The sequence below is a fragment of the Glutamicibacter sp. 0426 genome, from assembly GCF_001906485.1.
Lineage (GTDB): Bacteria > Actinomycetota > Actinomycetes > Actinomycetales > Micrococcaceae > Glutamicibacter > Glutamicibacter nicotianae.
Map to the genome: position 1 here is coordinate 216,301 of NZ_MPBI01000001.1, position 25,776 is coordinate 242,076.

Here is a 25,776-nt window from a genome sequence, read left to right on the forward strand (position 1 = left end):
GTGGATGTTTGCTCGATCATAGCTAGTGGCCATGGAAGAAGCCACCGGACACACGACGGCGTGGACGCTTATTACCTGCTCGGGAAAACAGCAGTCCAATGTCCTGGGATGACCCGGGAAAGTTTTCAGTAACGCTCGCCGGGAGGCTGGAATCGATGATTTTGATGGCTTTCGGAACTCATTGGACGTGGATGTGACAAAACGCATAGCTGTGCTGGATGACCGGAATATGAATCACGCCATCAATGAATCCCAAGCCTTTGCTTTTCTGGGGGATCCACGCAAACTCGGGCATCAGTTGGGAAAATGCGTAGGGTTATCGTGAAACGATGACGCCAGGTTTCGTTCCTGAACTGCGCCGAGGCACCGAATTGGGGGAGCAGGCGAAAATGGGGGCGAAAACTATAGCACGAATTTCTGCACCGAGTATCGACAACCGGATTTTCCTCCGGTAGAGTAGAAATTTGCGCCTTGCTGTTTGCGCGCGCGGCCTTCATATAGCGGTGGGTTCGTGCGGACGAAAAAGAGGAACTGTCCTATGGCAGGAACCTTAGCACGGTAAGCGTTCGGAAACCTGACGGTCTTTGGAAGGATCCATCTTGGTCGCCTCGAGCAACCCTAACAACCAAACCGCTAGTTCGGCTCGCGATGCTGCATACGCTGGCCGACTTTCTTTTGCAAAGATTCACGAACCCCTTGAAGTGCCTAACCTGCTGGCATTGCAGACGGAGAGCTTTGACCGCCTCGTCGGCAACCAGAACTGGGTAGAGCGCCTGGCCAAGGCAGAAGCCGCTGGCGACTTCAGCGTGCCCAACACCTCGGGCCTGGCAGAAATCTTCGAGGAAATCTCCCCGATCGAGGACTTCCAGGACACCATGTCCTTGAGCTTCTCGGATCCGGAGTTCGCTGATCCAAAGTACTCGATCGCTGAGTGCAAGGACCGCGACGCCACCTACGCGGCACCGCTGTATGTCAAGGCCGAATTCATGAACAATGAAACCGGCGAAATCAAGCAGCAGACCGTGTTCATGGGCGATTTCCCGCTGATGACCGAAAAGGGCACCTTCATCATCAACGGCACCGAGCGTGTCGTTGTTTCCCAGCTGGTTCGTTCCCCAGGCGCATACTTCGAGTCCGCGCCGGACAAGACCAGTGACAAGACGATCTTCTCGGCACGCATCATCCCATCGCGCGGTGCATGGTTCGAGCTGGAAATCGACAAGCGCGACCAGATCGGCGTACGCCTTGACCGCAAGCGCAAGCAGTCGGTCACCGTCTTGCTCAAGGCCCTGGGCTGGAGCGAAGAGCAGATCCTGTCCGAGTTCGGCCAGTACGATTCGATGCGCGCTACCTTGGAAAAGGACAGCATCAAGGATCAGAACGAAGCCCTGCTGGACATCTACCGCAAGCTGCGTCCAGGCGAGCCTCCTACGGTTGAGGCTGCCCAGGCACTGCTGAAGAACATGTACTTCGAGCCAAAGCGCTACGACCTGGCAAAGGTCGGCCGCTACAAGCTCAACCGCAAGCTGGGCGTGGAGACTCCGGTCAACGCCGAGAACGCTTCGGTGCTGTCGCTGGACGACCTGGTGGCCATGATCCGCTACCTCGTTGCACTGCACGCAGGCGAGAAGACTGTCCAGGGTACCCGCAAGGGCGAGATCGTCGATATTCCTGTGAACGTCGACGACATCGACCACTTCGGCAACCGCCGCATCCGCGCCGTGGGCGAACTGATCGAGAACCAGGTCCGCACCGGCCTGTCCCGCATGGAGCGTGTTGTGCGCGAGCGCATGACCACGCAGGACGTCGAGGCGATCACACCGCAGACCCTGATCAACATCCGCCCTGTCGTGGCTGCGATCAAGGAGTTCTTCGGTACTTCGCAGCTCTCGCAGTTCATGGACCAGAACAACCCGCTGGCCGGCCTGACCCACAAGCGCCGCCTGTCGGCTCTGGGCCCAGGCGGCCTGTCCCGCGACCGCGCAGGCATGGAAGTCCGAGACGTGCACCCTTCGCACTACGGACGCATGTGCCCGATTGAAACCCCCGAAGGCCCGAACATCGGCCTGATCGGTTCGTTGGCTACCTACGGCCGCATCAACGCCTTCGGCTTCATCGAGACCCCGTACCGCAAGGTTTCCAACGGCCTGGTGTCCAATGAGGTCGAATACCTGACCGCGGACGACGAGCTGCAGCACTACATCGCGCAGGCCAACGCGCCGCTGGATGAGAACGGCCGCTTCGTTGAAGAGACCGTACTGGTTCGCGAAAAGGGCGGTGGCGGCGAGCCTGTCATCGTCGACGCCGCTGAAGTGACCTTCATGGACGTTTCGCCTCGCCAGATGGTGTCGGTTGCAACTGCGCTGATTCCATTCCTCGAGCACGACGACGCCAACCGAGCACTGATGGGCGCCAACATGCAGCGCCAGGCTGTGCCGCTGCTGAAGTCCGAGCGCCCGCTGGTGGGTACCGGCATGGAGAAGTTCGCCGCAGTTGACGCCGGCGACTCCGTGGTCGCATCCAAGCCTGGCGTGGTCACCGAGGTTTCGGCTGACCTGGTTGTCGTCATGAACGATGACGGCACCGAGTCGATGTACCCGATCATGAAGTTCGCCCGCTCCAACCAGGGCAACGCCTACAACCAGCGCGTGCGCGTTTCGGAAGGCGACCGCCTGGAGTACCAGTCGATCATCGCCGACGGTCCGTCGACCGACTCGGGCGAGCTCTCGCTGGGCAAGAACCTGCTCGTGGCATTCATGTCCTGGGAAGGCTACAACTACGAGGATGCGATCATCCTCTCCCAGCGCATGATCTTCGACGACGTGCTCACCTCGATCCACATCGAAGAGCACGAGGTCGACGCCCGCGATACCAAGCTGGGTGCCGAGGAAATCACCCGCGACATCCCGAATGTCTCGGAAGACATCCTCTCGCAGCTCGATGACCGCGGCATCGTCTACATCGGTGCAGAGGTCGAGGCCGGCGACGTGCTGGTTGGCCGTGTCACCCCTAAGGGCGAGACCGAGCTGACCCCGGAAGAACGCCTGCTGCGTGCCATCTTCGGCGAGAAGTCCCGCGAAGTGCGCGACACCTCGCTGAAGGTTCCGCACGGCGAGTCCGGCACCGTGATCGGCGTGCGCATCTTCGACCGCGACAACGACGACGACCTGTCGCCTGGTGTCAACCAGCTGGTCCGCGTTTACGTTGCGCAGAAGCGCAAGATCTCCATTGGCGACAAGCTTGCAGGCCGCCACGGCAACAAGGGCGTCATCTCGCGCATCATGCCGCTGGAGGACATGCCATTCCTCGAAGACGGCACCCCGCTGGATGTCATCCTGAACCCGCTGGGTGTTCCAGGCCGCATGAACGTCGGCCAGGTCATGGAAATCCACCTGGGCTGGGCTGCCAAGCAGGGCTGGAAGATCGAGGGCGAGCCTGAATGGGTCAGCGCGCTGCCGAACCTGCCTCGCGAAACCGGTTCCACCACCGTGGCAACCCCGGTCTTCGATGGCGCTTCGGAAGAAGAGATTCGCGGCATCCTGGATTCGACCAACAAGACCCGTGACGGCGTGCGCCTGATTGGCAACTCCGGCAAGGCGAAGCTGTTCGACGGCCGCTCCGGCGACCCGCTGCCGGATCCGGTATCCGTGGGCTACATGTACATCTTGAAGCTGCACCACCTGGTGGACGACAAGATCCACGCCCGTTCCACCGGTCCATACTCCATGATCACCCAGCAGCCGCTGGGCGGTAAGGCCCAGTTCGGTGGCCAGCGCTTCGGTGAAATGGAAGTTTGGGCACTGGAAGCATACGGTGCCGCTTACACGCTGCAGGAAATCCTGACCATCAAGTCGGATGACATCCACGGCCGCGTGAAGGTCTACGAAGCTATCGTCAAGGGCGAGAACGTTCCAGAGCCTGGTGTTCCAGAATCGTTCAAGGTGCTCATCAAGGAAATGCAGTCGCTGTGCTTGAACGTCGAGGTACTCGGTACCGACGGCAACACTATCGAAATGCGTGAGTCGGACGAGGAATCGTTCCGCGCCGCTGAAGAGCTGGGCATCGACCTTTCACGGTCGGAGCCGAACTCCGTAGAGGAAGTGTAATCTGGCGCCCTGCCTGCAGGACCTGCAGGCAGCGGCGGCACATTTCCAACCTCATTCGTATCGACTTCAGACACCACAGAAGAGAGAAAAGGACCATATGTCCAGCGATTCCTCATTCGGCCTCATGCGAATCAACCTTGCCACCGCGGATGAAATCCGTGGCTGGAGCTACGGCGAGGTCAAGAAGCCGGAAACCATCAACTACCGCACCCTGAAGCCGGAGAAGGACGGTCTTTTCTGCGAAAAGATCTTCGGCCCTTCCCGCGACTGGGAATGCTACTGCGGCAAGTACAAGCGCGTGCGCTTCAAGGGCATCATCTGCGAGCGTTGCGGCGTCGAGGTGACCCGCGCGAACGTACGCCGTGAGCGCATGGGCCACATCGAGCTTGCAGCCCCAGTGACCCACATCTGGTACTTCAAGGGCGTTCCATCGCGCTTGGGCTACCTGCTTGATCTGGCTCCGAAGGACCTCGAAAAGGTCATCTACTTCGCTGCCTACATGATCACCAGCGTGAACGAGGAACGTCGTCACGCCGAGATGCCGAACCTGCAGGCCCAGCACGACCTGGAGCTGCGCAACCTTGCGAACAACGCGGAAGCCGACAAGAAGGCTGTTGCAGCCGACCTGGAAGCCGAGCTGGAGCGCATGGAAGCAGAAGGCGCCAAGAACGCCGAGCTGAACAAGGCACGCACCCTGGCCGAGAAGACTGTTCTGCAGATCGACAAGCGCGCCAAGGCCGAGGCCGAGCGCCTGCGTGCGGTTTGGGAGCGCTTCAAGAACCTGAAGGTCGCCGACCTGGAAGGCGACGAAGGCCTGTACCGCACCATGCGTGAGAAGTACGGACTGTTCTTCGAGGGCTCCATGGGTGCAGAAGCCATCCAGAAGCGCCTGGAGAACTTCGACCTGGCGGCCGAAGCTGAAGAGCTGAAGACCGTGATCGAGAACGGCAAGGGCCAGAAGAAGGCCCGCGCCCTCAAGCGACTCAAGGTCGTCAACGCGTTCCTGGCCAACGGCAACTCGCCCAAGGGCATGGTCCTCGACGCTGTTCCGGTGATCCCGCCAGAACTGCGCCCAATGGTCCAGCTCGACGGTGGCCGTTTCGCCACCTCGGACCTGAACGACCTGTACCGCCGCGTGATCAACCGCAACAACCGACTCAAGCGCCTGCTTGATCTCGGCGCGCCTGAGATCATCGTGAACAACGAAAAGCGCATGATGCAGGAAGCTGTTGACTCGCTGTTCGACAACGGCCGCCGCGGCCGTCCGGTCACCGGTCCAGGCAACCGTCCGCTGAAGTCCCTGAGCGACATGCTCAAGGGCAAGCAGGGCCGCTTCCGCCAGAACCTGCTGGGCAAGCGCGTCGACTACTCGGGCCGTTCGGTCATCGTGGTCGGCCCGCAGCTGAAGCTGCACCAGTGCGGCCTGCCGAAGCAGATGGCGCTGGAGCTGTTCAAGCCGTTCGTGATGAAGCGCCTGGTTGACCTCAACCACGCACAGAACATCAAGTCGGCCAAGCGCATGGTTGAGCGCTACCGTCCGCAGGTGTGGGATGTCCTTGAAGAGATCATCACCGAGCACCCGGTACTGCTGAACCGTGCACCGACCCTGCACCGCTTGGGCATCCAGGCCTTCGAACCACAGCTGATCGAAGGCAAGGCCCTGCAGCTGCACCCATTGGTCTGCGGCGCGTTCAACGCCGACTTCGACGGCGACCAGATGGCAGTGCACCTGCCGCTGAGCCCAGAAGCCCAGGCTGAAGCACGCATCTTGATGCTGTCCTCGCACAACATCTTGAAGCCTTCCGATGGCCGCCCAGTGGCACAGCCTTCGCAGGATATGATCATCGGCTTGCACCACTTGACCACCAAGCGTCCAAACGAAAAGGGCGCCGGCCGAGTATTCGCCACCGTTTCCGAGGCCATCATGGCCAAGGATCTGGGCGAGCTGCACCTGAACGCACCGATCAAGGTCCGCGTGGAGAACTTCGTTCCTTCCGCAGACCAGCCAGCCCCTGAGGGTTGGGAGCCAGGTACCCCGGCACTGCTGGAGACCTCGCTCGGCCAGGTGCTGTTCAACGACACCCTGCCTGCGGACTACCCATGGGTTGCCACCGTGGCCGGCAAGGATGCGCTTTCGGAGATCGTGAACGATTTGGCAGAGCGCTACCCGAAGATCGTTGCAGCTGCCACCCTGGACAACCTGAAGGACGCCGGTTTCTACTGGTCGACCCGTTCGGGTGTCACCGTGGCGATCTCGGACATCACCTCGAACATGGACAAGACCGCAATTCTTGCTCCATACGAGGAGAAGGCCGCCAAGGTCCAGGCTTCCTACGACAAGGGCCTGATTGCCGATACCGAACGCCGCCAGGACCTGATCGACATCTGGACCAAGGCTACCGACGAGGTTGCCGAGGCGATGAAGAACGGCATGGAAGAGCTGAACACCATTAACCGAATGGTGACTTCCAAGGCTCGCGGTAACTACCTGCAGCTGCGTCAGATCGCGGGTATCCGTGGTCTGGTGTCCAACCCCAAGGGCGAGATCATCCCGCGCCCGATCAAGTCCTCGTACCGCGAAGGCTTGTCGGTTCTGGAGTACTTCATCGCTACCCACGGCGCCCGCAAGGGCCTGGCGGATACCGCGCTGAAGACCGCGAACTCGGGCTACCTGACCCGTCGCCTGGTCGACGTTTCGCAGGATGTCATCGTTCGCGAAGAGGACTGCGGCACCAAGCGCGGCCTGACCGTTGCCATCGCGGACAACTCCGCCGGCATCCGTGTCAAGCACGAGACCGTGGAGAACTCGGCGTACACCCGTACGCTGGCTGCCGACGTGAAGGACGCCGAAGGCAACGTGCTGGCTACCGCCGGCTCGGATGTCGGAGACGTGCTGATCGACGAGCTGTACGCTGCAGGCGTGGACGAGATCCGCGTCCGCTCCGTGCTGACCTGCGACTCGGCTGTTGGAACGTGCGCGCTGTGCTACGGCCGTTCGCTGGCCAGCGGCAAGACCGTGGACATCGGCGAGGCTGTGGGCATCATCGCCGCGCAGTCCATCGGCGAGCCTGGTACCCAGCTGACCATGCGTACCTTCCACACCGGTGGTGTGGCATCGGCTGACGACATCACCCAGGGTTTGCCTCGTATCCAGGAATTGTTCGAAGCCCGTACCCCTAAGGGTGTGGCTCCGATGTCCGAGGTCGCCGGTCGCGTGTCGATCGAAGACGACGAGAAGCAGCTGCGTGTTGTGGTCACCCCGGACAACGGCGACGAGAAGCAGGCCTACCCGGTTCTGCGTCGAGCCCGCCTGCTGGTTGAAGAGGGCGAAAGCATTGCTGCCGGTACCCAGCTGACCAGCGGTACCCTGGATCCGAAGCAGGTTCTTCGAGTCCTCGGCCCGCGTGAGGCACAGAAGTTCCTGGTCCGCGAGGTCCAGGATGTGTACCAGTCGCAGGGTGTAGGCATCCACGATAAGCACGTGGAAGTCATCGTCCGCCAGATGCTGCGCCGCGTCACCGTCATCGAGTCCGGCGACACCGACCTGCTTCCAGCCGAGCTGGCCGATCGTTCGCGCTTCACCGCTGCGAACCGCAAGGCTGTCTCGGAAGGCAAGCGTCCTGCTGCCGGCCGTGACGAGATGATGGGCATTACCAAGGCCTCGCTGGCCACCGATTCGTGGCTGTCGGCCGCTTCCTTCCAGGAAACCACTCGCGTCCTCACCCAGGCCGCGATGGAAGGCAAGGAAGATCCGCTGCGCGGCCTGAAGGAGAACGTGATCATCGGTAAGCTGATCCCGGCCGGTACCGGTCTGGACCGCTACACCCAGGTCAACGTCGAGCCAACCGATGAAGCAAAGGCAACTTTGTTCACCGGCACCTCGGCCTTCTCCTCCGGCCTGTACGACGATGCACTGGAAGGCGGGCTGTCGCCTGAATTCCGTGCCATCTCGATGGACGACTACGACCACGGCTCGGACTTCCGCTAAGCCGGAAGCCGGGACGCCGTAAGGTAGCCTGAACCAATGCCTGCCCGCACACTGTGCGGGCAGGCATTGGGCGTTTAACCGAGACTGCAGCCGTCTACTGGGGGAGAAGTGGTGGGCTGCTGGCAGCGCAGATAATCAGGTGATGGATCTTCTGGATGATTTGACTACCGGTTTACCGTGACGATAAAACCGGCGTCCGGTAGCAGGTGGTCAACAAGCAGTGGCCAGCGCCGGGTTCAGGTAGTTTTCACCTGGCGGCCCAGTGGCGTTCAGCTGCGGCAGATAGCGTGGTCACTGCCCAAACAGGCTCGATGGCGTAAGGGCGAGCGGGGCCTTCGCGGTGAGTTAGCTTACTGTACATGGTGGCTCGGTGGATTAATGCTAGACTGAGATCAATTGTTTTATGTGTGGCAAAATGGACTCCGTCCGGGTTGCGGGTAGGTTGCGCAACGAATGCCACACTTTCGCACGCCTAGGGACTTTTGATTCTGAGTGCGCGGTAAAGCAAGCAGCTAGCTACATTGCGAAGCGCTAAAACTTTTCTAGGCTTAGGCGTTTTCGTCGTGTTGCCGAAGAACTTAGACAATGGAAGGACACGAAAGTGCCTACTATTCAGCAGCTGGTCCGCAAGGGCCGCTCGCCTAAGGTCGTCAAGACCAAGGCCCCTGCCCTTAAGGGCAACCCAATGCGCCGTGGCGTGTGCACCCGTGTGTACACCACCACCCCGAAGAAGCCAAACTCGGCTCTGCGTAAGGTCGCACGTGTGCGCCTTGCCGGTGGCGTCGAAGTTACCGCTTACATTCCAGGTGTCGGACACAACCTGCAGGAACACTCCATCGTGCTCGTTCGCGGTGGTCGTGTGAAGGACCTTCCAGGTGTCCGCTACAAGATTGTTCGTGGTGCTCTGGATACCCAGGGTGTGAAGGATCGTAAGCAGGCTCGTTCCCGCTACGGTGCAAAGAAGGATGGTAAGTAATGCCTCGTAAGGGTCCGGCGCCAAAGCGCCCACTAGTTTCTGATCCAGTCTTCGATTCCCCATTGGTCACCCAGTTGATCAACAAGGTTCTCGTAGACGGCAAGAAGTCCACTGCAGAGCGCATTGTTTATGGTGCACTCGAAGGTGCCGCGGCAAAGTCCGGCACCGATGCTGTTTCGACCCTCAAGAAGGCCATGGACAACATCCGTCCAGCCCTCGAGGTTCGTTCCCGCCGTGTCGGTGGCGCTACCTACCAGGTTCCTGTTGAGGTCAAGCCAGGCCGTGCAACCGCACTGGCTCTGCGCTGGCTGGTTGGCTACTCGAAGGCTCGCCGCGAGAAGACCATGATCGAACGTTTGATGAACGAGATCCTGGACGCATCGAACGGTCTGGGTGCCGCTGTGAAGCGTCGCGAAGACACTCACAAGATGGCTGAGTCCAACAAGGCCTTCGCCCACTACCGCTGGTAAGAACCGCTCGGAAAAGCTGGGCATCAACCGATGCCCAGCGATTCCGGCCTCACCTTATAGGGAGACAACGTGGCACAGGACGTGCTTACTGACCTTAACAAGGTCCGCAATATCGGCATCATGGCTCACATTGACGCCGGTAAGACCACTACCACTGAGCGCATCCTTTTCTACACGGGTGTGAACCACAAGCTCGGTGAAACCCACGACGGTGCTTCGACCACCGACTGGATGGAGCAGGAAAAGGAACGCGGTATCACCATTACCTCCGCGGCCGTGACCTGCTTCTGGAACAAGAACCAGATCAACATCATCGATACCCCGGGCCACGTTGACTTCACCGTTGAGGTGGAGCGCTCGCTGCGCGTGCTCGATGGCGCCGTAGCCGTCTTCGATGGCAAGGAAGGCGTTGAGCCTCAGTCCGAGACCGTTTGGCGCCAGGCTGACAAGTACAACGTTCCACGTATCTGCTTCGTCAACAAGATGGACAAGCTGGGTGCTGACTTCTACTTCACCGTAGACACCATCATCAACCGCCTGGGTGCCAAGCCGCTGGTCATGCAGCTGCCAATCGGTTCCGAGTCGGACTTCATCGGTGTTGTCGACCTGCTGACCATGAAGGCTTTCGTTTGGGAAGGCGACGCCAAGGGCGACGTTTCGCTGGGCGCCGCTTACGAGACCCGCGAAATCCCTGCAGACCTGCAGGAAAAGGCTGAAGAGTACCGCGCCAAGCTGGTTGAAGATGTCGCTGAGGCATCCGAAGAGCTCATGGAGAAGTACCTCGAAGGCGAAGAGATCTCCCTCGAGGAACTGAAGGCTGGCATCCGCAAGCTGACCGTGAACTCGGAAGCTTACCCGGTATTCTGTGGTTCGGCGTTCAAGAACCGCGGCGTGCAGCCAATGCTCGACGCTGTTGTCGACTTCCTGCCAAGCCCGCTCGACGTGGGCGCAATGGTCGGTCACGATCCTAAGAACGAAGAAATCGAGCTCACTCGCGAGCCTTCCGAGGATGCACCATTCTCGGCACTGGCATTCAAGATTGCCGCTCACCCATTCTTCGGCCAGTTGAACTTCATCCGCGTTTACTCCGGCAAGGTAGAGTCCGGCGCGCAGCTGCTGAACTCCACCAAGCAGAAGAAGGAGCGCGTTGGCAAGCTCTTCCAGATGCACTCCAACAAGGAGCAGCCGGTAGATGAGATCCACGCAGGTCACATCTACGCTGTGATCGGCCTGAAGGACACCACCACCGGTGACACCCTGTGCGATCCGCAGAACCCAATCGTCCTCGAATCGATGACCTTCCCGGATCCAGTGATCTTCGTGGCCATCGAACCAAAGACCAAGGGTGACCAGGAAAAGCTGTCGACCGCTATCCAGAAGCTGTCCGCAGAAGACCCAACCTTCACCGTGTCCCTGAACGAAGACACCGGCCAGACCGAAATCGGCGGCATGGGCGAGCTTCACCTGGACATCCTCGTTGACCGCATGAAGCGCGAATTCCGCGTTGAGGCCAACGTTGGCAAGCCGCAGGTTGCATACCGCGAAACCATCAAGAAGGCTGTGGAGAAGGTCGACTTCACCCACAAGAAGCAGACCGGTGGTTCGGGCCAGTTCGCAAAGGTCCAGGTCTCGTTCGAGCCTCTGGAAGTTGTCGACGGCGTAACCTACGAGTTCAAGAACGCTGTTACCGGTGGTCGCGTTCCTCGCGAGTACATTCCTTCGGTCGACGCAGGTATCCAGGACGCAATGCAGTACGGTATCCTCGCAGGCTACCCACTGGTTGGCGTCAAGGCTACCCTCATCGATGGTGCTTACCACGATGTCGACTCCTCGGAAATGGCCTTCAAGATCGCTGGTTCCCAGGTATTCAAGGAAGGCGCACGCCGCGCTAACCCTGTTCTGCTTGAACCACTGATGAGCGTTGAAGTCCGTACCCCAGAAGAGTACATGGGCGACGTTATCGGTGACTTGAACTCCCGCCGTGGTTCCATCCAGGAGATGTCCGACGCTGCTGGCGTCAAGGTCATCCGCGCTGGTGTGCCGCTGTCCGAGATGTTCGGTTACATTGGTGACCTGCGTTCCAAGACCCAGGGTCGCGCAGTTTACTCGATGACCTTCGACAGCTACTCTGAGGTTCCGAAGGCAGTAGCCGACGAGATCATCCAGAAGTCCCGCGGCGAGTAATCGTCTCGGAATAAAACCTGGCCGTGACCCCCATTGCGGGGAAGTGGCCGATCGCGGGCCGGTTCCGTTGGGAAACGGAGCCGGCGCCGCAAACGGCCAACGAGGGATTTGCATCACAATGCAGGTCCCGCAGAGGACCGGAATTTCCTAAATTATCCAAGCCCCCAGTAGACTATTTCTAGTTCGTTTGCGAACCGCGCAGACGAAGAATGTCTTCTGTAAATGTTTCTAGGAGGAACTTGTGGCAAAGGCAAAGTTCGAGCGCAACAAGCCGCACGTCAACATTGGTACCATCGGTCACGTTGACCACGGTAAGACCACTCTGACCGCGGCTATCTCCAAGGTTCTGGCTGACAAGTACCCAGACCTGAACGAACAGCGCGACTTCGCTAACATCGACTCGGCACCGGAAGAGCGCCAGCGCGGTATTACCATCAACATCTCGCACATCGAGTACCAGACCGAGAAGCGCCACTACGCACACGTAGACGCTCCAGGTCACGCTGACTATGTCAAGAACATGATCACCGGTGCTGCACAGATGGACGGCGCAATCCTCGTTGTTGCCGCCACCGATGGCCCAATGGCTCAGACCCGCGAGCACGTTCTGCTGGCCCGCCAGGTTGGTGTTCCAACCCTGATGGTCGCACTGAACAAGTCGGACATGGTTGAGGACGAAGAGCTGCTCGAGCTCGTGGAGATGGAAGTTCGCGAACTTCTGTCCTCGCAGGGCTTCGATGGCGACGACGCTCCAGTGATCCGCGTTTCGGGCCTGAAGGCTCTGGAAGGCGATCCAAAGTGGGTTGCAGCAGTTGAGGAACTGATGGACGCTGCTGACAGCTTCATCCCGGATCCAGTTCGCGACCGCGACAAGCCATTCCTGATGCCAATTGAAGATGTCTTCACCATCACCGGCCGCGGTACCGTTGTTACCGGTCGCGCCGAGCGTGGCACCCTGGCAATCAACTCGGAAGTTGAGATTGTCGGCATCCGCCCAATCCAGAAGACCACCGTTACCGGTATCGAGATGTTCCACAAGCAGCTCGACGAAGCATGGGCAGGCGAGAACTGTGGTCTGCTGCTTCGCGGTCTGAAGCGCGACGATGTTGAGCGCGGCCAGGTTGTCGTAGCCCCAGGCTCGATCACCCCGCACACCAACTTCGAAGCTAACGTCTACATCCTGTCGAAGGACGAAGGCGGACGTCACAACCCGTTCTACTCGAACTACCGTCCGCAGTTCTACTTCCGCACCACCGACGTTACCGGCGTTATCACCCTCCCAGAGGGCACCGAAATGGTTATGCCAGGCGACAACACCGAAATGTCGGTTGAGCTGATCCAGCCAATCGCTATGGAAGAGGGCCTCGGCTTCGCAATTCGCGAAGGCGGCCGCACCGTTGGTTCGGGCAAGGTTACCTCCATCACCAAGTAGTCATTACTTGACGGTGTAGTTCCCTAGCGGACTGAGAAAATCCCCCAGCACTTATGTGCTGGGGGATTTTTTTGGTTAATTGAGAGCGTCAGCTAGTGAATATATCTAGAAGGTGGTCTAATTGGAGAGCGCACCAATTTATTAACTGGGGGAGTGGCTTCAATGATCGGCTGGGTCATCGTATCTATCATCTTGATCCTGCTGGCCTTCGGCCTTGGCCGACGCCAAGGAAAACGGGCTGCTTCGCACAGCCCGCAACAGCTGGATGCTCTGGGTGAAGCCTGGCAGAGAGGCTACGACGAGGCCGTCAGATACTTGGGGCAATCCGGTGGGAAGGCTCCCGCGGAGCCAGCCGTCGACGAAGCCCTGGGGGCCCCGGGGGGGCCGGTACCGCCGGATAATGCGCAACCCGCGCAGCCGCAACCAGCAGCCGTCAACGACGCCGCGCCGGTCGTATCAGGGGCCGAGGCGGTTCGTGGCAGCCAGCCGTACCTCCAGCGAGTTCCTGCTAATGCAGCTTCCGCCTACCGCGCTCCTGCCCCCGCGGCGGCGACCGGGTCTGCGGTGCCGGCAAAGCCGATGAAGGCCCTGACCAAGCGCGAGCGCGAATTGCGCAATATCAATATCACGCTCTACGTCGCGGCTCTGATGATCGTTGCTGCCGGCGCGCTATTCCTGAGCTTCGCGTTGCCACCGCTCTCCAAGCTCATTGCCCTCTTCCTGCTCTCGGCTGCGTTCTACGGCGGCGGTCTGATCACCTATTCTGTAAAGCCTTCCTTGCGGCCAGCGGGTGCCGCTTTCGCCGGCACCGGTTTGGCCTTGCTGCCGTTGTGCGCCATCGCCACGCATAGCACGCTGGAGCTCTCCGGGCCAGCGACCTGGCTGATATTCTCGGCAATCGGCACGGTAGCAGTGGGCTATGCGACGCTGACGCTCAAGTCCCGTGTTTTGGCCTGGGTGGCCGTGCTGATTCTGGTCAGCACCGCCATGGCAGGCGCGGCCACCATGCAGCGCGGAGTCCTCTACTACATGCTGATCCTGCTGGTGCTCTCGATCGTGCTGATGCTTCTCGCCGCACGCAGCGAAAGGATCCGCGCGTCGATCTTCTTCCAAGCGCTGATCGCCACCGCGCAGCTGCTGCCTGCGTTCGTCTTCGTGCTGGCGGCGATCCTTGTCGAGATGCTCACCAGCCGGGATCTGTTCTGGATCTTCGCCTTCCTCACCGCCCAGTTGCTGATCAGTGTCAGGCTGCTCGCCAACCGGCGTTTGCTTCGCACGTATGCTGCCCGCGCCTCGTTCATGGCCATGCTCGTGTCCGGCTGCAACTATCTTGGCTTGACCGCAACGAGCACCTGGCTGGTGCTTGCCTGCGCATTGGGACTACAGGCCGTGGCAGTCCTGCGCTGGGCTACCGGCTATCGGCAGAGATTCGGATTGGCACTCAAGCACTTGCAAATTGAACGCGCGGTGCTGTGGAGCGCCGGGATTGCGTCCGTCTTCTTCGCGTACTTTGCCGCAGAGGGCTTCGAAGCCTTCATGCTCAGCTGCATCGCGGTCCCCGTCTTCATGGCGTTGGCAGTCCCGGGCCTGCTGCGCGGAACCAAGCTGGAAATTGGTGCCATTGCGGTACTTCCGCTCGTGACGCTGGTGGATCTGCAGAATTACAGCTGGCGTCCGCTGCCGGCTTTCGTGCTGGCACTGGTCGGTCTTTCGCTGGCGCATCGCCGCACTCGCAGCCTGCTTAAGGAAATCACCGGCCACGTGCGCTGGGTACTGGAGCTGATTGGCGCAGGAGTGCTCGGCGCGGCGCTCCAGGAGCTCACGACCGATGGTGACGGATCTGCGAATGGCACCGCCTCGTTGATTGCAGTGCTCCTGGTGATGTTCATCTTGTGGGTGGCGAATCTGGCGAGCCGATCTTTGCTGGAACGAGGATTGGCGCAGGCGCACCGGCTGGGGCGTGTGGGTGCTTCGGCGCTGCTCGGCGTGGTACTGCTGCTCGGCCTGAGAATCCTGTCAACCAGGGGCGAAGATGGCTACGGTGCAAGTTCCATGGCGTTCCTCGGGCTCAGCTCGCTGGCTTGGTTCATCGTCGGCTTGGTGGTTGCAGCGGGCCTGGTCATTGCCTCGGGGTGGCGGCTTCGAGACCTTGCTGTCCAGCGACCCGAGCTGGGACAGTCGATCAGCCTGGGGGCAGCAGGACTGCTGCTGGGGCTCTATGCGCTCAGCTTCGGCAGGCATTTCTGGCCGCTGGCGATTTTCATCGGGGCGGCTTCCTTGGGTTATTTCATCTGGTGCCTGCGCCGTAGCATCAATCAGCGGTGGAAGGTCATCTACGCCGCGTTGGCCCAAGTGCTCTTCAGCTCCATGGTGTGGTGGCTTGCCTACAGCATGGAATTCGATATCCACGCCCGGTTCTGCCTGCTGCTGGTTTCGGTGGCCATCCCGCAATTGGTCCGGTTGCTGGCCAGCATCCGCAGAGGCAATGCGCTGCGTAGCGAATTGCGGTGGATGGCAGTTGGCCTGCTGGCGGGCATTCCGGCGGCAACGTTGGCTTACAGGCAGTTCGCCGGCGGCTTGGATCGGGGAGCGGTTCTCCTTGCCTGCTTGTTCTTCGGGCTGCACGGACTGGCTGCATTCAAGGCTGAGACCGGTCTGGCGATAGTGAAGCGGCAGCTCTATCTGCTGGCCCCGATTCTGTCGCTGACCCTGCTGATCAGCATTCCGGCGCTGGCGATGCCCGATGCGACCGGGTGGGTCCGCACCATCTGGTGGAGTTCGCAAGCTGCTTGCGCCATGCTGCTGGCGGTGGGCCTCGGCGCCCTCATCCTTGAATGGCGTTTGAGTGCCAAGAAGCAGTATTCGCTGGCCGTGGCGCTGGCTATCTTCCTTCCTGCGGTATGGGCCGCCGCATGGCAGGCAGGTTCTTGGTGGGCAGTTGCTGCGCACTTGTTAATGGCTTGCGCGCTCATCCTCATGGTGCACACGCGTTCGAGTGCCTGGTATGCCGCCGGATCGAGCATCATGCTGGCTGTGGCAATCCTGCGTGCGGTCTTCGAAGTGCGGCAAGCTGGTGGCGCCTTGATGATGGAACTGATGGATGCCGCATGGGCGCTGGCGGGCACGGGCATGGTGCTGTATCTGCTTGCCATCTTCCATGGGCGAATGAAGGAACCAACACCGGGATATCCTCGCTTCGGCTGCCTTCATGCGGATCCGCCCGGTGCTGCTTCGCGATTGTATTTTGCTGGCATGCTCTTCGCGTTGCTGCTGGCAGGTGGGATCGGCCACCTCGACGCTGGCGCAACATGGCAGGTGGTCGGCGGTGCGCTGCTCATCTTCGGTGTTGCGGTGCTGGTGCGGCTCTACGAGCTTCCCCAGGCGCTGGTGATTTTCGGAGTGGACGGCTTCATTCTCCTCGGGGCCCTGCTCTCGCTCAGCAGCTATGCGCAGATCGCCGGCGCACCGCGGGCCAGCAGCGTGGCAGCCTATGCCTGCATTGTTGCAGCAGTGCTGGTGGTGTGGCGCAATGTCAGAGCCGATGCGCGATTGCAGAAGATCTACCTGCTGGCTGCATCGGCCGCCGGCAGCCTGGCTTTGCTGACGGCGCTGGTCGAATCCAATGGTGCAGCCCAGGTGATCGGCCTGGTCTTCTTCGGCGCACTGGTGGCGTGGGGGCTGAAGCTGGGGGAGCGGCTATTCATCTGGTGGGGTGCGGCAGCCATCACCCTGGCAGTCTTGTGGTTCCTGCGTGACCTGGCGTTCCTCTGGCTGGTGGTCATCGGCCTGGGGCTGATTGCCGCCGCGGTCTTCAAGCTGGTGAAGGTTGACAAGCAGGAATCCGTGCCGGCGAAGCAGGGGAGCCTGGCAGATCCACCGATGCCTGCGGAGCCGGAGCGGACCGGACAGGATGGGCCAGAGCCGTCGTGAGGTCAAGATCACGGGCACGGATAGGCATAAAAGATTTGCGCGATCGTGGCCGACCTGTCAGACTAGATAAGTTGCTTCAGTGCAACCCGGTCCCCATTTATGGGGTAACCGGATCTGGTTTGAACGACCGGGATCGACTCTCACGCAGGATAATGCCTGGGGTTCGGGATCGATACAACTGCTTCAAATTATAAGGCCCCTCGATAAGGTGAAAACTTTGTGGGTGTTTTGTGACTGAAATTTTCACGACACGCCCGAGCGCGGGGGTCGGAGCCTCCTGCGGGTGAGGAACCCGGATCTGATCCGGATTCAGCCGCAGAGCAAGGCGTGCCGGTCCGGAAGGACCCGTATATAGGCACAGAAACTTTAGATAGTGCTAACAGAAAGAGGCATGACGCCATGGCGGGACAGAAAATCCGCATCCGGCTGAAGTCGTATGACCACGAGGTCATTGACGTTTCGGCCCGGAAGATCGTTGAGACGGTCACGCGCGCAGGCGCAACCGTAGTCGGCCCAGTGCCGCTGCCAACGGAGAAGAACGTGTACTGCGTTATCCGTTCGCCACACAAGTACAAGGACAGCCGTGAGCACTTCGAAATGCGCACGCACAAGCGTCTGATCGACATCGTTGATCCGACCCCGAAGGCTGTTGATTCGCTGATGCGTCTCGACCTGCCAGCGGATGTCAACATCGAAATCAAGCTTTAAGGGGAGGTGGCGAGAAAACTATGACCGCAACCCGTAATTTCAAGGGCCTGCTGGGCACGAAGCTCGGCATGACCCAGGTTTGGGATTCGAACAACAACCTGATCCCTGTCACCGTCGTGCAGGCTGACAGCAACGTTGTCACCAAGCTCATCACTGAAGAGCGCGATGGCTACACCGCAGTTCAGATCGGCTACGGCCAGATCGATCCTCGCAAGGTCACCAAGCCAATGGCTGGCCACTTCGAGGCTGCTGGCGTTACCCCACGTCGCCACCTGGTAGAACTGCGCACCGCAGACGCTGCCGAGTACACCGCAGGCCAGGAGCTCTCCGTAGAGGTCTTCGAAGCCGGCCAGAAGGTCGACGTCGTAGGCACCTCGAAGGGTAAGGGCTTCGCCGGCGTTATGAAGCGCCACAACTTCTCCGGTGTTGGCGCATCGCACGGTGCTCACAAGAACCACCGTAAGCCAGGTTCCATCGGCGGCGCATCGACCCCAGGTCGCGTATTCCGCGGACAGAAGATGGCCGGTCGCATGGGTGCTGAGCGTGTTACCACTCAGAACCTGACCATTCACGCTATCGACGTTGAGAAGAACCTCCTGCTGATCAAGGGTGCCGTTCCAGGCGCCCGCGGCCGCGTCGTTCTCGTACGCAACGCCGTGAAGGGAGCATAAGTAAATGACTAAGGCACTTAACGTCGAACTGCCTGCAGAGATCTTCGACGTACAGACCAACGTCCCGCTGCTGCACCAGGTTGTCGTCGCACAGCTTGCTGCTGCCCGCCAGGGTACCCACAAGACCAAGGACCGCTCCGAGGTTTCGGGTGCAGGTCGCAAGCCGTTCAAGCAGAAGGGTACCGGCCGCGCCCGCCAGGGTTCGATCCGTGCTCCGCACATGACCGGCGGTGGCATTGTCCACGGTCCAACCCCACGTGACTACTCGCAGCGTACCCCGAAGAAGATGAAGGCTGCTGCACTGCGCGGCGCCCTGTCTGATCGCGCACGCTTCGATCGCGTCCACGTGATTGAGAACCTGGTTGCTGGCGAAACGCCTTCGACCAAGGAAGCTCTGGCTACCTTGCGTTCGCTCACCGAGCGCAAGAACCTGCTTGTCGTCATCGATCGCGCCAACGATGTTGCTGCCCTCTCGGTTCGCAACCTCGTCAATGTGCACGTTCTGTACGTCGACCAGCTGAACACCTACGATGTTCTGGTTTCGGATGACGTAGTCTTCACCAAGGCTGCCTTCGATGCCCTGGTCCAGAAGGAGGAAGCCAAGTGAGCGCGTTCTCAAAGGCTCCACACGACGTGGTCATCGCACCTGTCGTATCGGAAAAGAGCTACGGTCTGATCGACGAAGGTCAGTACACCTTCGAGGTGGCACCAGGCTCCAACAAGTCGGAAATCAAGTACGCCGTTGAAGCCATCTTCAACGTCAAGGTTGACTCCGTTAACACCATCAACCGAGCTGGCAAGCGCAAGCGCACCCGCTTCGGGTGGGGTGCGCGCAAGAACACCAAGCGCGCCATCGTCACCTTGAAGGACGGCTCGATTGACATCTTCGGCGGTCCGCTTTCCTAAGCGGAGACCACTTTAACGAGGAATATAAATAATGGGAATTCGTAAGTACAAGCCGACTACCCCGGGCCTTCGCGGCTCGTCGGTAGCCGACTTCGCAGAAATCACCCGATCGACTCCGGAAAAGTCGTTGGTTCGTCCACTGACCAAGTCAGGCGGCCGTAACAACTCCGGTAAGATCACCACCCGTCACAAGGGTGGCGGACACAAGCGCGCCTACCGCGTGATCGACTTCCGTCGTCACGACAAGGACGGCGTTCCGGCAAAGGTCGCTCACATCGAGTACGACCCGAACCGTACCGCACGCATTGCGCTGCTCCACTACGTGGACGGCACCAAGCGCTACATCATCGCACCGAACAACCTGAAGCAGGGCGATGCCATTGAGGCCGGCGCAAACGCCGACATCAAGCCAGGCAACAACCTGCCACTGCGTAACATCCCGGTTGGTACCGTGATCCACGCTGTTGAGCTCCGCCCAGGCGGCGGCGCCAAGATGGCTCGTTCCGCTGGTGCATCGATCCAGCTGGTAGCCCGCGAGGGCCGCTACGCTCAGCTGCGTTTGCCTTCGGGCGAAATCCGCAACGTTGATGTGCGCTGCCGCGCAACCATCGGCGAAGTTGGCAACGCTGAGCAGATCAACATCAACTGGGGCAAGGCCGGCCGTATGCGCTGGAAGGGCGTACGCCCAACCGTTCGCGGTGTTGTCATGAACCCAGTTGACCACCCACATGGTGGCGGTGAAGGCAAGACCTCCGGTGGTCGTCACCCGGTTAACCCTAACGGTAAGCGTGAGGGACGCACCCGTCGTCCAAACAAGGAAAGCGACAAGCTCATTGTGCGTCGCCGCAAGACCGGCAAGAACAAGCGATAGGAGCCTGGAAACATGCCACGCAGCCTGAAGAAAGGCCCCTTCGTCGATCAGCACCTGTTCCTGAAGGTCGTTGCTGAAAACGAAAAGGGCACCAAGAACGTCATCAAGACGTGGTCCCGCCGTTCGATGATCATCCCGGACATGCTGGGACACACCATCGCCGTACACGACGGTCGCAAGCACATCCCAGTGTTCGTCACCGAATCGATGGTTGGACACAAGCTCGGAGAGTTTGCCCCAACCCGTACGTTCCGTGGCCACGTGAAGGACGACAAGAAGGGCAAGCGCCGCTAGGCCCCGCGAGGGTACTAGTATCGCTTAGCACTTCTTCGATAGACGAGAGAAGGATAGCAATGGAAGCCAAGGCAATTGCGCGTCACATCCGCGTAACGCCTATGAAGGCCCGGCGCGTCGTCAACCTTGTTCGTGGTCTGCAGACCAACGAGGCACTGGCCATCTTGAAGTTTGCCCCACAGGCAGCTTCGGAGCCGGTATACAAGGTTGTCGCATCGGCAGTGGCTAACGCCCGTGCCGCCGCGGACCGCGCAGGTGAAGCATTCAATGAGGACGAGCTGTTTATCAGCGAAGCGTTTGTTGACGAAGGTCCGACCATGAAGCGGTTCCAGCCGCGTGCACAGGGTCGCGCATTCCAGATCAAGAAGCGCACCAGCCACGTGACTGTGGTTGTTTCAACCACGCAGAAGGGTGGGGAGAACTAAATGGGACAGAAGATTAACCCGAACGGTTTCCGTCTCGGCATCACCACCGATCACGTTTCCCACTGGTTCGCTGATTCCAGCAAGCCAGGCCAGCGCTACGCTGACTACGTGAAGGAAGATGTCCAGATCCGCGCCCTGCTGTCTAACGGCATGGACCGCGCTGGCATCGCCCGCGTCGAGATCGAGCGTACCCGTGACCGCGTACGTGTGGATATCCACACTGCACGTCCAGGTATCGTCATTGGTCGTCGCGGCGCAGAAGCTGACCGCATTCGCGGCGAGCTGGAAAAGCTCACCAAGAAGCAGGTTCAGCTGAACATCCTCGAGGTCAAGAACCCTGACATGGAGGCCATGCTGGTCGCCCAGGGCATTGCCGAGCAGCTTGCTTCCCGCGTGGCTTTCCGCCGTGCGATGAAGAAGGCAATGCAGTCGGCAATGCGCGCTGGTGCCAAGGGCATCCGCGTTCAGTGCTCCGGTCGACTTGGCGGCGCAGAAATGTCCCGCAAGGAGTTCTACCGCGAAGGCCGTGTGCCGCTGCACACCCTGCGCGCGAACATCGACTTCGGCAAGTTCGAAGCCAAGACCACCTTCGGCCGCATCGGCGTGAAGGTCTGGATCTACAAGGGTGACGTTACCGCCAAGGAACTGGCTGCACAGCAGGCTGCTGCTCCAGCTCGTGGCGGCCGTGGCGGCAACGACCGTCCACGTGGCGGCGAACGCCGTCGTCGCAACGATCGCAAGGGCGCTGCAGCTCCGGCTGCGGAAGGAGGACAGGCTTAAATGCTTATCCCACGTCGTGTGAAGTTCCGCAAGCAGCACCACCCGAAGCGTTCGGGCGCTGCTAAGGGCGGCACCACCGTAGCATTCGGTGAGTTCGGTATCCAGGCGTTGACCCCGGCTTACGTGACTAACCGTCAGATCGAAGCCGCTCGTATCGCCATGACCCGTTACATCAAGCGTGGCGGTAAGGTCTGGATCAACATCTACCCAGACCGTCCGCTGACCAAGAAGCCTGCCGAAACCCGCATGGGTTCCGGTAAGGGTTCGCCGGAGTGGTGGGTCGCCAACGTCAAGCCAGGACGAGTCATGTTTGAACTCGGTGGCGTCAGTGAAGAGGTAGCTAAAGAGGCATTGCGTCTTGCAATCCACAAGCTGCCAATGAAGGCACGCATCGTGCGTCGTGAAGGTGGTGAATAGGGATGTCTATCGGTTCGAAGGACCTTAGCATTGAGTCCCTGGACGGCTTCGATACCGCTCGTTTGAACGAGGAATTGAAGAAGGCCAAGGCAGAACTGTTCAACCTGCGTTTCCAGTCGGCTACCGGCCAGCTGGAATCCCACGGGAACCTGAAGGCAATCAAGCGCGATATCGCCCGCATCTACACTGTGCTGCGCGAGCGCGAGCTGGGCATTCGTGAGGATGTCGTTGTTCCGGTTGAAGAAACCAAGAAGGATTCCAAGTAATGAGCGAGAAGGAGAACGGTGTGGATAACGCTACCGAGCGTAACGACCGCAAGACCCTCCGTGGTTACGTGGTATCCGACAAGATGCAGAAGACCATCGTCGTAGACGTTGAGGACCGTGTGAAGCACGCCCTCTACGGCAAGGTTATGCGTCGCAACAAGAACGTAAAGGCTCACGACGAGAACAACGAAGCCGGCATCGGCGACTTGGTTGTCATCGCTGAGACCCGCCCGCTGTCCGCTGACAAGCGCTGGCGTCTCGTTGAGATCGTAGAGAAGGCTAAGTAAGCTTCCCCGCGATTTCACGGATCTCGTGATTGACGAAACGCCCCGGACTTTTCGCAAGAAGAGTCCGGGGCGTTTCTGTATTCAATGCCGTGAATGGCATCTGGCACCGACCCACAGAACGGGACGTGCACTAATTGACCGCAGCTGACGGCTACCTGACCGCTAATAGTAACTGCGGTGTTGGCAGGCTAGATTCTGCCCTGCCGATAAGTTCGAGGGGAATAACCCAGCACCTTCCGGAAATCGGCAGCGAGATGGGCTTGATCTGAATATCCCAGCTCTGCGGCAATGCCAGCGATGGAGGCCCCAGGGTCATCGCGCAGCCTACGGGCTGCTTCTTGCAAGCGATAGCGCCGAATCACTGCCAGCGGTCCCAGACCCAAATACCGTTCCGACATCCGTTGCAGGCTGCGCGAACTGAGCGAAAGGTGTTGGGCCAATTGGGAAACCCTCACGATCCCACGTTCCATGGCGACGGCGTCGAGCAATTCATTGGCACGCAGGCCTTCGCGCGACACGTGTGGAAGATGGGCGTTGAACCACGAGCTGAAGGCATCAGCACAGGCGGCCCCGTTGCTTTCGTGGGAGCCCCGCGTTTTGATCTCGGTGATCGCGGCCAGCAGCTCAGGCGCGTTGAACTGGATTTCCTGGTCCAGCAGCTGCACAGGCTCCACGCCCAGAGCCTGAGCAGCAGCGGGCCGGAGCAAGGCTGCAACGGCCCATCCGCTGCCGGACAAGTCGCGGTGCGATGCTCCGCTGGCCGGGCCGGAAAGCGTTACCCCCTCTGCCTGAACGACCAGATTCATTTGCGGAAAGGGCAGCAATTCCTGCCTTGAGGTGCGTCCCGGGGCAATATCCCATTCCACTAGCCAAAACCACGAGACCAACTGTCTGAGGCACGGATCGGGCGAGTAGCGCTCGATTGCCGGTAGGCGGGCGGGATACAAAACGCCGCGCGGATCTGCTGCAGCTTCCTCCATGGCCTACCACCCGTACAAGTTGTCGCATATTTACAAGATCCAGCGTGCCACACACTCCTAGGCTGAAGATATGGAAAATCTCGAAGAAGCCACGCACGGCGTGACAGGAAGGCATACCACTGCTGGCGTGCCGCATGGGGTCACCAGCTTGACGCCATTCTTGGCGGTACCCAACGCAAGGGCAGCCCTGGAATTCTATGCAGAAGTCTTTGGCGCCACCGTATTGGATTCGACCGAAATGGGCGGGGCAGTAGTCCACGCGGAGATAGATTTCGGCAATGGCCACTTGCAGATTGGCGAACCGTCACCTGCCTATGGATTGGTCGGGCCACCGGCCGCCCCGAACGCCTGCTATTCCTTGGGATACTACTGCGAAAATGCAGATGCGGTAGTGGCCAGGGCCAAGGCCGCAGGTGCCGCGATTCGAGAGCCACTGAGCAACTTCGTCTCGGGGGACCGCTTTGCATCAATCCTCGATCCCTTTGGCGTCCGCTGGTCCATCATGTCAAGGGTTCAGGATCTGTCGACGGAAGAGAGCGCACGGCGTGTAGCGCAGTGGGCATCGCAGCAATCGTGAATTGGACAAAGGCTTAGCTGGACGCGAACCGACCAGCAACGAACGGATGGGAAAGCGTCCTGACCGGAATCACAATTCGGATCGCGTAGGCTCGGGGCGTGATGATTCGACGACGAATGCCGTACTTTCGGTGGTCTGCCGGTGCGGTTCTGGTTCTCGCCCTGGCTATTGGAGCCCTGCCGTATCTGGGTTTCCTCGGCGGCGGATGGATTCCCAAGCTCCAGGCCTTCCAGCCTTACCTCCTGCTCCTTCCGGCAGCGGGCCTCGTTATGGGCCTGCTGCGCAAGAAGTGGATGATCAGCGGATGCCTGTTCGTGCTCCTGCTTTGCGGGACAGTGCCCAACGTGCAACTGAACGCTGTCGAGGGGCAGTCGGGAAACGACAACTCCGAGCTGGTCGTCTTATCGTTCAATGCGTTGAAAGCCGGAGCGGACCCTGAACAGCTCGCGGAAGTGATCAGCAGGACGGAACCGCAGATTCTCGTCCTGGTGGAAACCAGCGAACCATTGCACCGGCAGCTCGCAGGTCGCGGGGCCCTGGACGACCTCGGCTATCGGAGCCACGAGACGCCCAGTGGGGGAGAACGGGATACCGTGATCTTTTCAAAGTATCCATTGCAGGAACGCGCCACCGATCTGGATGCAGAAGCCACGGGTTGGTATTCCTTGCCTGTCGTCGATGTGCAGGCACCTGGCGGCCTCGTGAGCGTGGCCGGCATCCATATCTATCCGCCAGTCGGCGATGCGCAAAGGTGGGCGCGGGGCTTGGCTTCAGTCATCGACTGGTCGGAACAGCAGAAGAACAATCCGGTGATCCTTGCCGGCGACTTCAACTCCGTTCGCTCGCATCCTGCATTCCGGGCCCTGGGGGGAGGATTCGTGCAGGCTGGCGGCTTCTTGCCCAGCCCGACCTGGCCAGCTGGCCGGAGCTTCCCGCCGCTGATCGGCATTGACCATATATTGGCGAAGGAACTCACTGTTACGGGGTCTTCTTCCCATGCGGTTGGAGGTTCGGATCACCTGGCGGTAAGCGCAACGTTCGAGTTCTTGGATTGAACCGAAAAATAATCCCACTTATGGCATTTTGCCCGGCTTTCGTCCGCGAGAGCGCTCGGAGGGAACTCGAAAGGCAGACGGAAGCCGCTGCAAGCGGCGAGCTGCCTCAACCGATGCCAGCACCAAAACCCCGGAATTCAGGGATTCTGGAGTGCCAACGGTGTGACGAACGACGCTCGCCTTTCTCATACCACACCATTTCGGATTCGCGCCACTCTAGGCTAGACTTAAGAATCTGTGCGCATGATGTTCGAGGACTATCCACCTTCGGCATAATGCAGTGCGGTCCAAATCCGTTTGGCCGCGCAAGCGCAGCCTCGATATTTTACGCCTCGGCCCTGCCGGCAATTGGGATCAGCATTCGGTGCGCCCGCGCCAGTGGGGGTAAGCGATACGTATCGTGGAGACCATATCCGTTCCGCAAGGCTCATTCATGAGAACCAGCGAGACGAC

Annotated in this window: 21 protein-coding genes; 20 read left to right on the forward strand and 1 reads right to left on the reverse strand. The window is 60.0% G+C overall.

Features of this window, described 5'->3' with window-relative positions; all coding sequences use genetic code 11:
* Positions 1-599 precede the first annotated feature (599 nt).
* From BKX98_RS01045 to rpsQ, 18 genes are all read left to right on the forward strand, one after another.
* Positions 600-4,106 carry a DNA-directed RNA polymerase subunit beta gene (locus BKX98_RS01045; RefSeq protein ID WP_073705896.1) on the forward strand — a complete coding sequence of 1,169 codons (3,507 nt, stop codon included), beginning with the start codon at positions 600-602 and terminating at the stop codon, positions 4,104-4,106.
* A 97-nt stretch (positions 4,107-4,203) separates the two neighbouring features.
* Complete coding sequence (locus BKX98_RS01050; protein WP_038992206.1) at positions 4,204-8,094, forward strand: DNA-directed RNA polymerase subunit beta'; 3,891 nt, start codon at positions 4,204-4,206, stop codon at positions 8,092-8,094.
* Positions 8,095-8,695: 601 nt separating this feature from the next.
* The gene (rpsL, locus tag BKX98_RS01055; protein ID WP_013349694.1) at positions 8,696-9,070 is read left to right on the forward strand and encodes a 30S ribosomal protein S12; all 375 of its coding nucleotides are present in this window, start codon (positions 8,696-8,698) and stop codon (positions 9,068-9,070) included.
* Positions 9,070-9,540, forward strand: coding sequence for a 30S ribosomal protein S7 (gene rpsG, locus BKX98_RS01060; RefSeq protein ID WP_038992204.1), 471 nt, complete (start codon positions 9,070-9,072; stop codon positions 9,538-9,540). The genes rpsL and rpsG overlap by 1 nt, the downstream gene beginning before the upstream one ends.
* Positions 9,541-9,609: 69 nt before the next feature.
* Positions 9,610-11,724 carry an elongation factor G gene (gene fusA, locus BKX98_RS01065; RefSeq protein ID WP_038992202.1) on the forward strand — a complete coding sequence of 705 codons (2,115 nt, stop codon included), beginning with the start codon at positions 9,610-9,612 and terminating at the stop codon, positions 11,722-11,724.
* Positions 11,725-11,965: 241 nt separating this feature from the next.
* Complete coding sequence (gene tuf, locus BKX98_RS01070; protein ID WP_038992200.1) at positions 11,966-13,156, forward strand: elongation factor Tu; 1,191 nt, start codon at positions 11,966-11,968, stop codon at positions 13,154-13,156.
* Between the two features lie 153 nt (positions 13,157-13,309).
* A complete protein-coding gene (locus BKX98_RS01075; protein ID WP_073705897.1) occupies positions 13,310-17,086 on the forward strand; it encodes a hypothetical protein in 3,777 nt (1,258 codons plus the stop codon).
* A 399-nt stretch (positions 17,087-17,485) separates the two neighbouring features.
* A complete protein-coding gene (gene rpsJ / locus BKX98_RS01080; protein ID WP_013349689.1) occupies positions 17,486-17,794 on the forward strand; it encodes a 30S ribosomal protein S10 in 309 nt (102 codons plus the stop codon).
* 20 nt (positions 17,795-17,814) lie between these two features.
* Positions 17,815-18,465 carry a 50S ribosomal protein L3 gene (rplC, locus tag BKX98_RS01085; protein ID WP_038992198.1) on the forward strand — a complete coding sequence of 217 codons (651 nt, stop codon included), beginning with the start codon at positions 17,815-17,817 and terminating at the stop codon, positions 18,463-18,465.
* Positions 18,466-18,469: 4 nt separating this feature from the next.
* Positions 18,470-19,072 carry a 50S ribosomal protein L4 gene (rplD, locus tag BKX98_RS01090; protein ID WP_038992197.1) on the forward strand — a complete coding sequence of 201 codons (603 nt, stop codon included), beginning with the start codon at positions 18,470-18,472 and terminating at the stop codon, positions 19,070-19,072.
* Positions 19,069-19,371, forward strand: a complete 303-nt coding sequence (gene rplW / locus BKX98_RS01095) for a 50S ribosomal protein L23 (RefSeq protein ID WP_038992196.1) — start codon at positions 19,069-19,071, stop codon at positions 19,369-19,371. The genes rplD and rplW overlap by 4 nt, the downstream gene beginning before the upstream one ends.
* Before the next feature lie 31 nt (positions 19,372-19,402).
* A complete protein-coding gene (gene rplB / locus BKX98_RS01100) occupies positions 19,403-20,242 on the forward strand; it encodes a 50S ribosomal protein L2 (RefSeq protein ID WP_038992195.1) in 840 nt (279 codons plus the stop codon).
* Positions 20,243-20,254: 12 nt separating this feature from the next.
* On the forward strand, positions 20,255-20,536 hold the full coding sequence (gene rpsS / locus BKX98_RS01105) for a 30S ribosomal protein S19 (RefSeq protein ID WP_022874134.1): 282 nt from the start codon (positions 20,255-20,257) through the stop codon (positions 20,534-20,536).
* A 59-nt stretch (positions 20,537-20,595) separates the two neighbouring features.
* Positions 20,596-20,961: a 50S ribosomal protein L22 gene (gene rplV, locus BKX98_RS01110; protein WP_013349683.1), complete on the forward strand. Its 366-nt coding sequence runs from the start codon at positions 20,596-20,598 to the stop codon at positions 20,959-20,961.
* Positions 20,962-21,741 (forward strand): 30S ribosomal protein S3, encoded by a 780-nt coding sequence (gene rpsC, locus BKX98_RS01115; RefSeq protein WP_038992194.1) that lies wholly within the window; start codon positions 20,962-20,964, stop codon positions 21,739-21,741.
* A complete protein-coding gene (gene rplP, locus BKX98_RS01120) occupies positions 21,742-22,158 on the forward strand; it encodes a 50S ribosomal protein L16 (protein WP_022874131.1) in 417 nt (138 codons plus the stop codon).
* Positions 22,159-22,160: 2 nt separating this feature from the next.
* Positions 22,161-22,424, forward strand: coding sequence for a 50S ribosomal protein L29 (gene rpmC, locus BKX98_RS01125; protein WP_038992193.1), 264 nt, complete (start codon positions 22,161-22,163; stop codon positions 22,422-22,424).
* Positions 22,424-22,711 carry a 30S ribosomal protein S17 gene (gene rpsQ, locus BKX98_RS01130; RefSeq protein WP_013349679.1) on the forward strand — a complete coding sequence of 96 codons (288 nt, stop codon included), beginning with the start codon at positions 22,424-22,426 and terminating at the stop codon, positions 22,709-22,711. The genes rpmC and rpsQ overlap by 1 nt, the downstream gene beginning before the upstream one ends.
* Before the next feature lie 188 nt (positions 22,712-22,899).
* Here rpsQ and BKX98_RS01135 read toward each other — a convergent pair whose 3' ends face one another.
* Complete coding sequence (locus BKX98_RS01135; protein ID WP_073705898.1) at positions 22,900-23,691, reverse strand: helix-turn-helix domain-containing protein; 792 nt, start codon at positions 23,689-23,691, stop codon at positions 22,900-22,902.
* Between the two features lie 70 nt (positions 23,692-23,761).
* On the opposite strand from BKX98_RS01135, the gene BKX98_RS01140 reads away from it, so the two are divergent.
* Both BKX98_RS01140 and BKX98_RS01145 read left to right on the forward strand, forming a co-directional pair.
* On the forward strand, positions 23,762-24,268 hold the full coding sequence (locus BKX98_RS01140; protein WP_073705899.1) for a glyoxalase/bleomycin resistance/extradiol dioxygenase family protein: 507 nt from the start codon (positions 23,762-23,764) through the stop codon (positions 24,266-24,268).
* 116 nt (positions 24,269-24,384) lie between these two features.
* Entirely contained in the window at positions 24,385-25,323 is a 939-nt protein-coding gene (locus tag BKX98_RS01145) for an endonuclease/exonuclease/phosphatase family protein (RefSeq protein WP_073705900.1), read from the forward strand.
* Positions 25,324-25,776 lie beyond the last annotated feature (453 nt).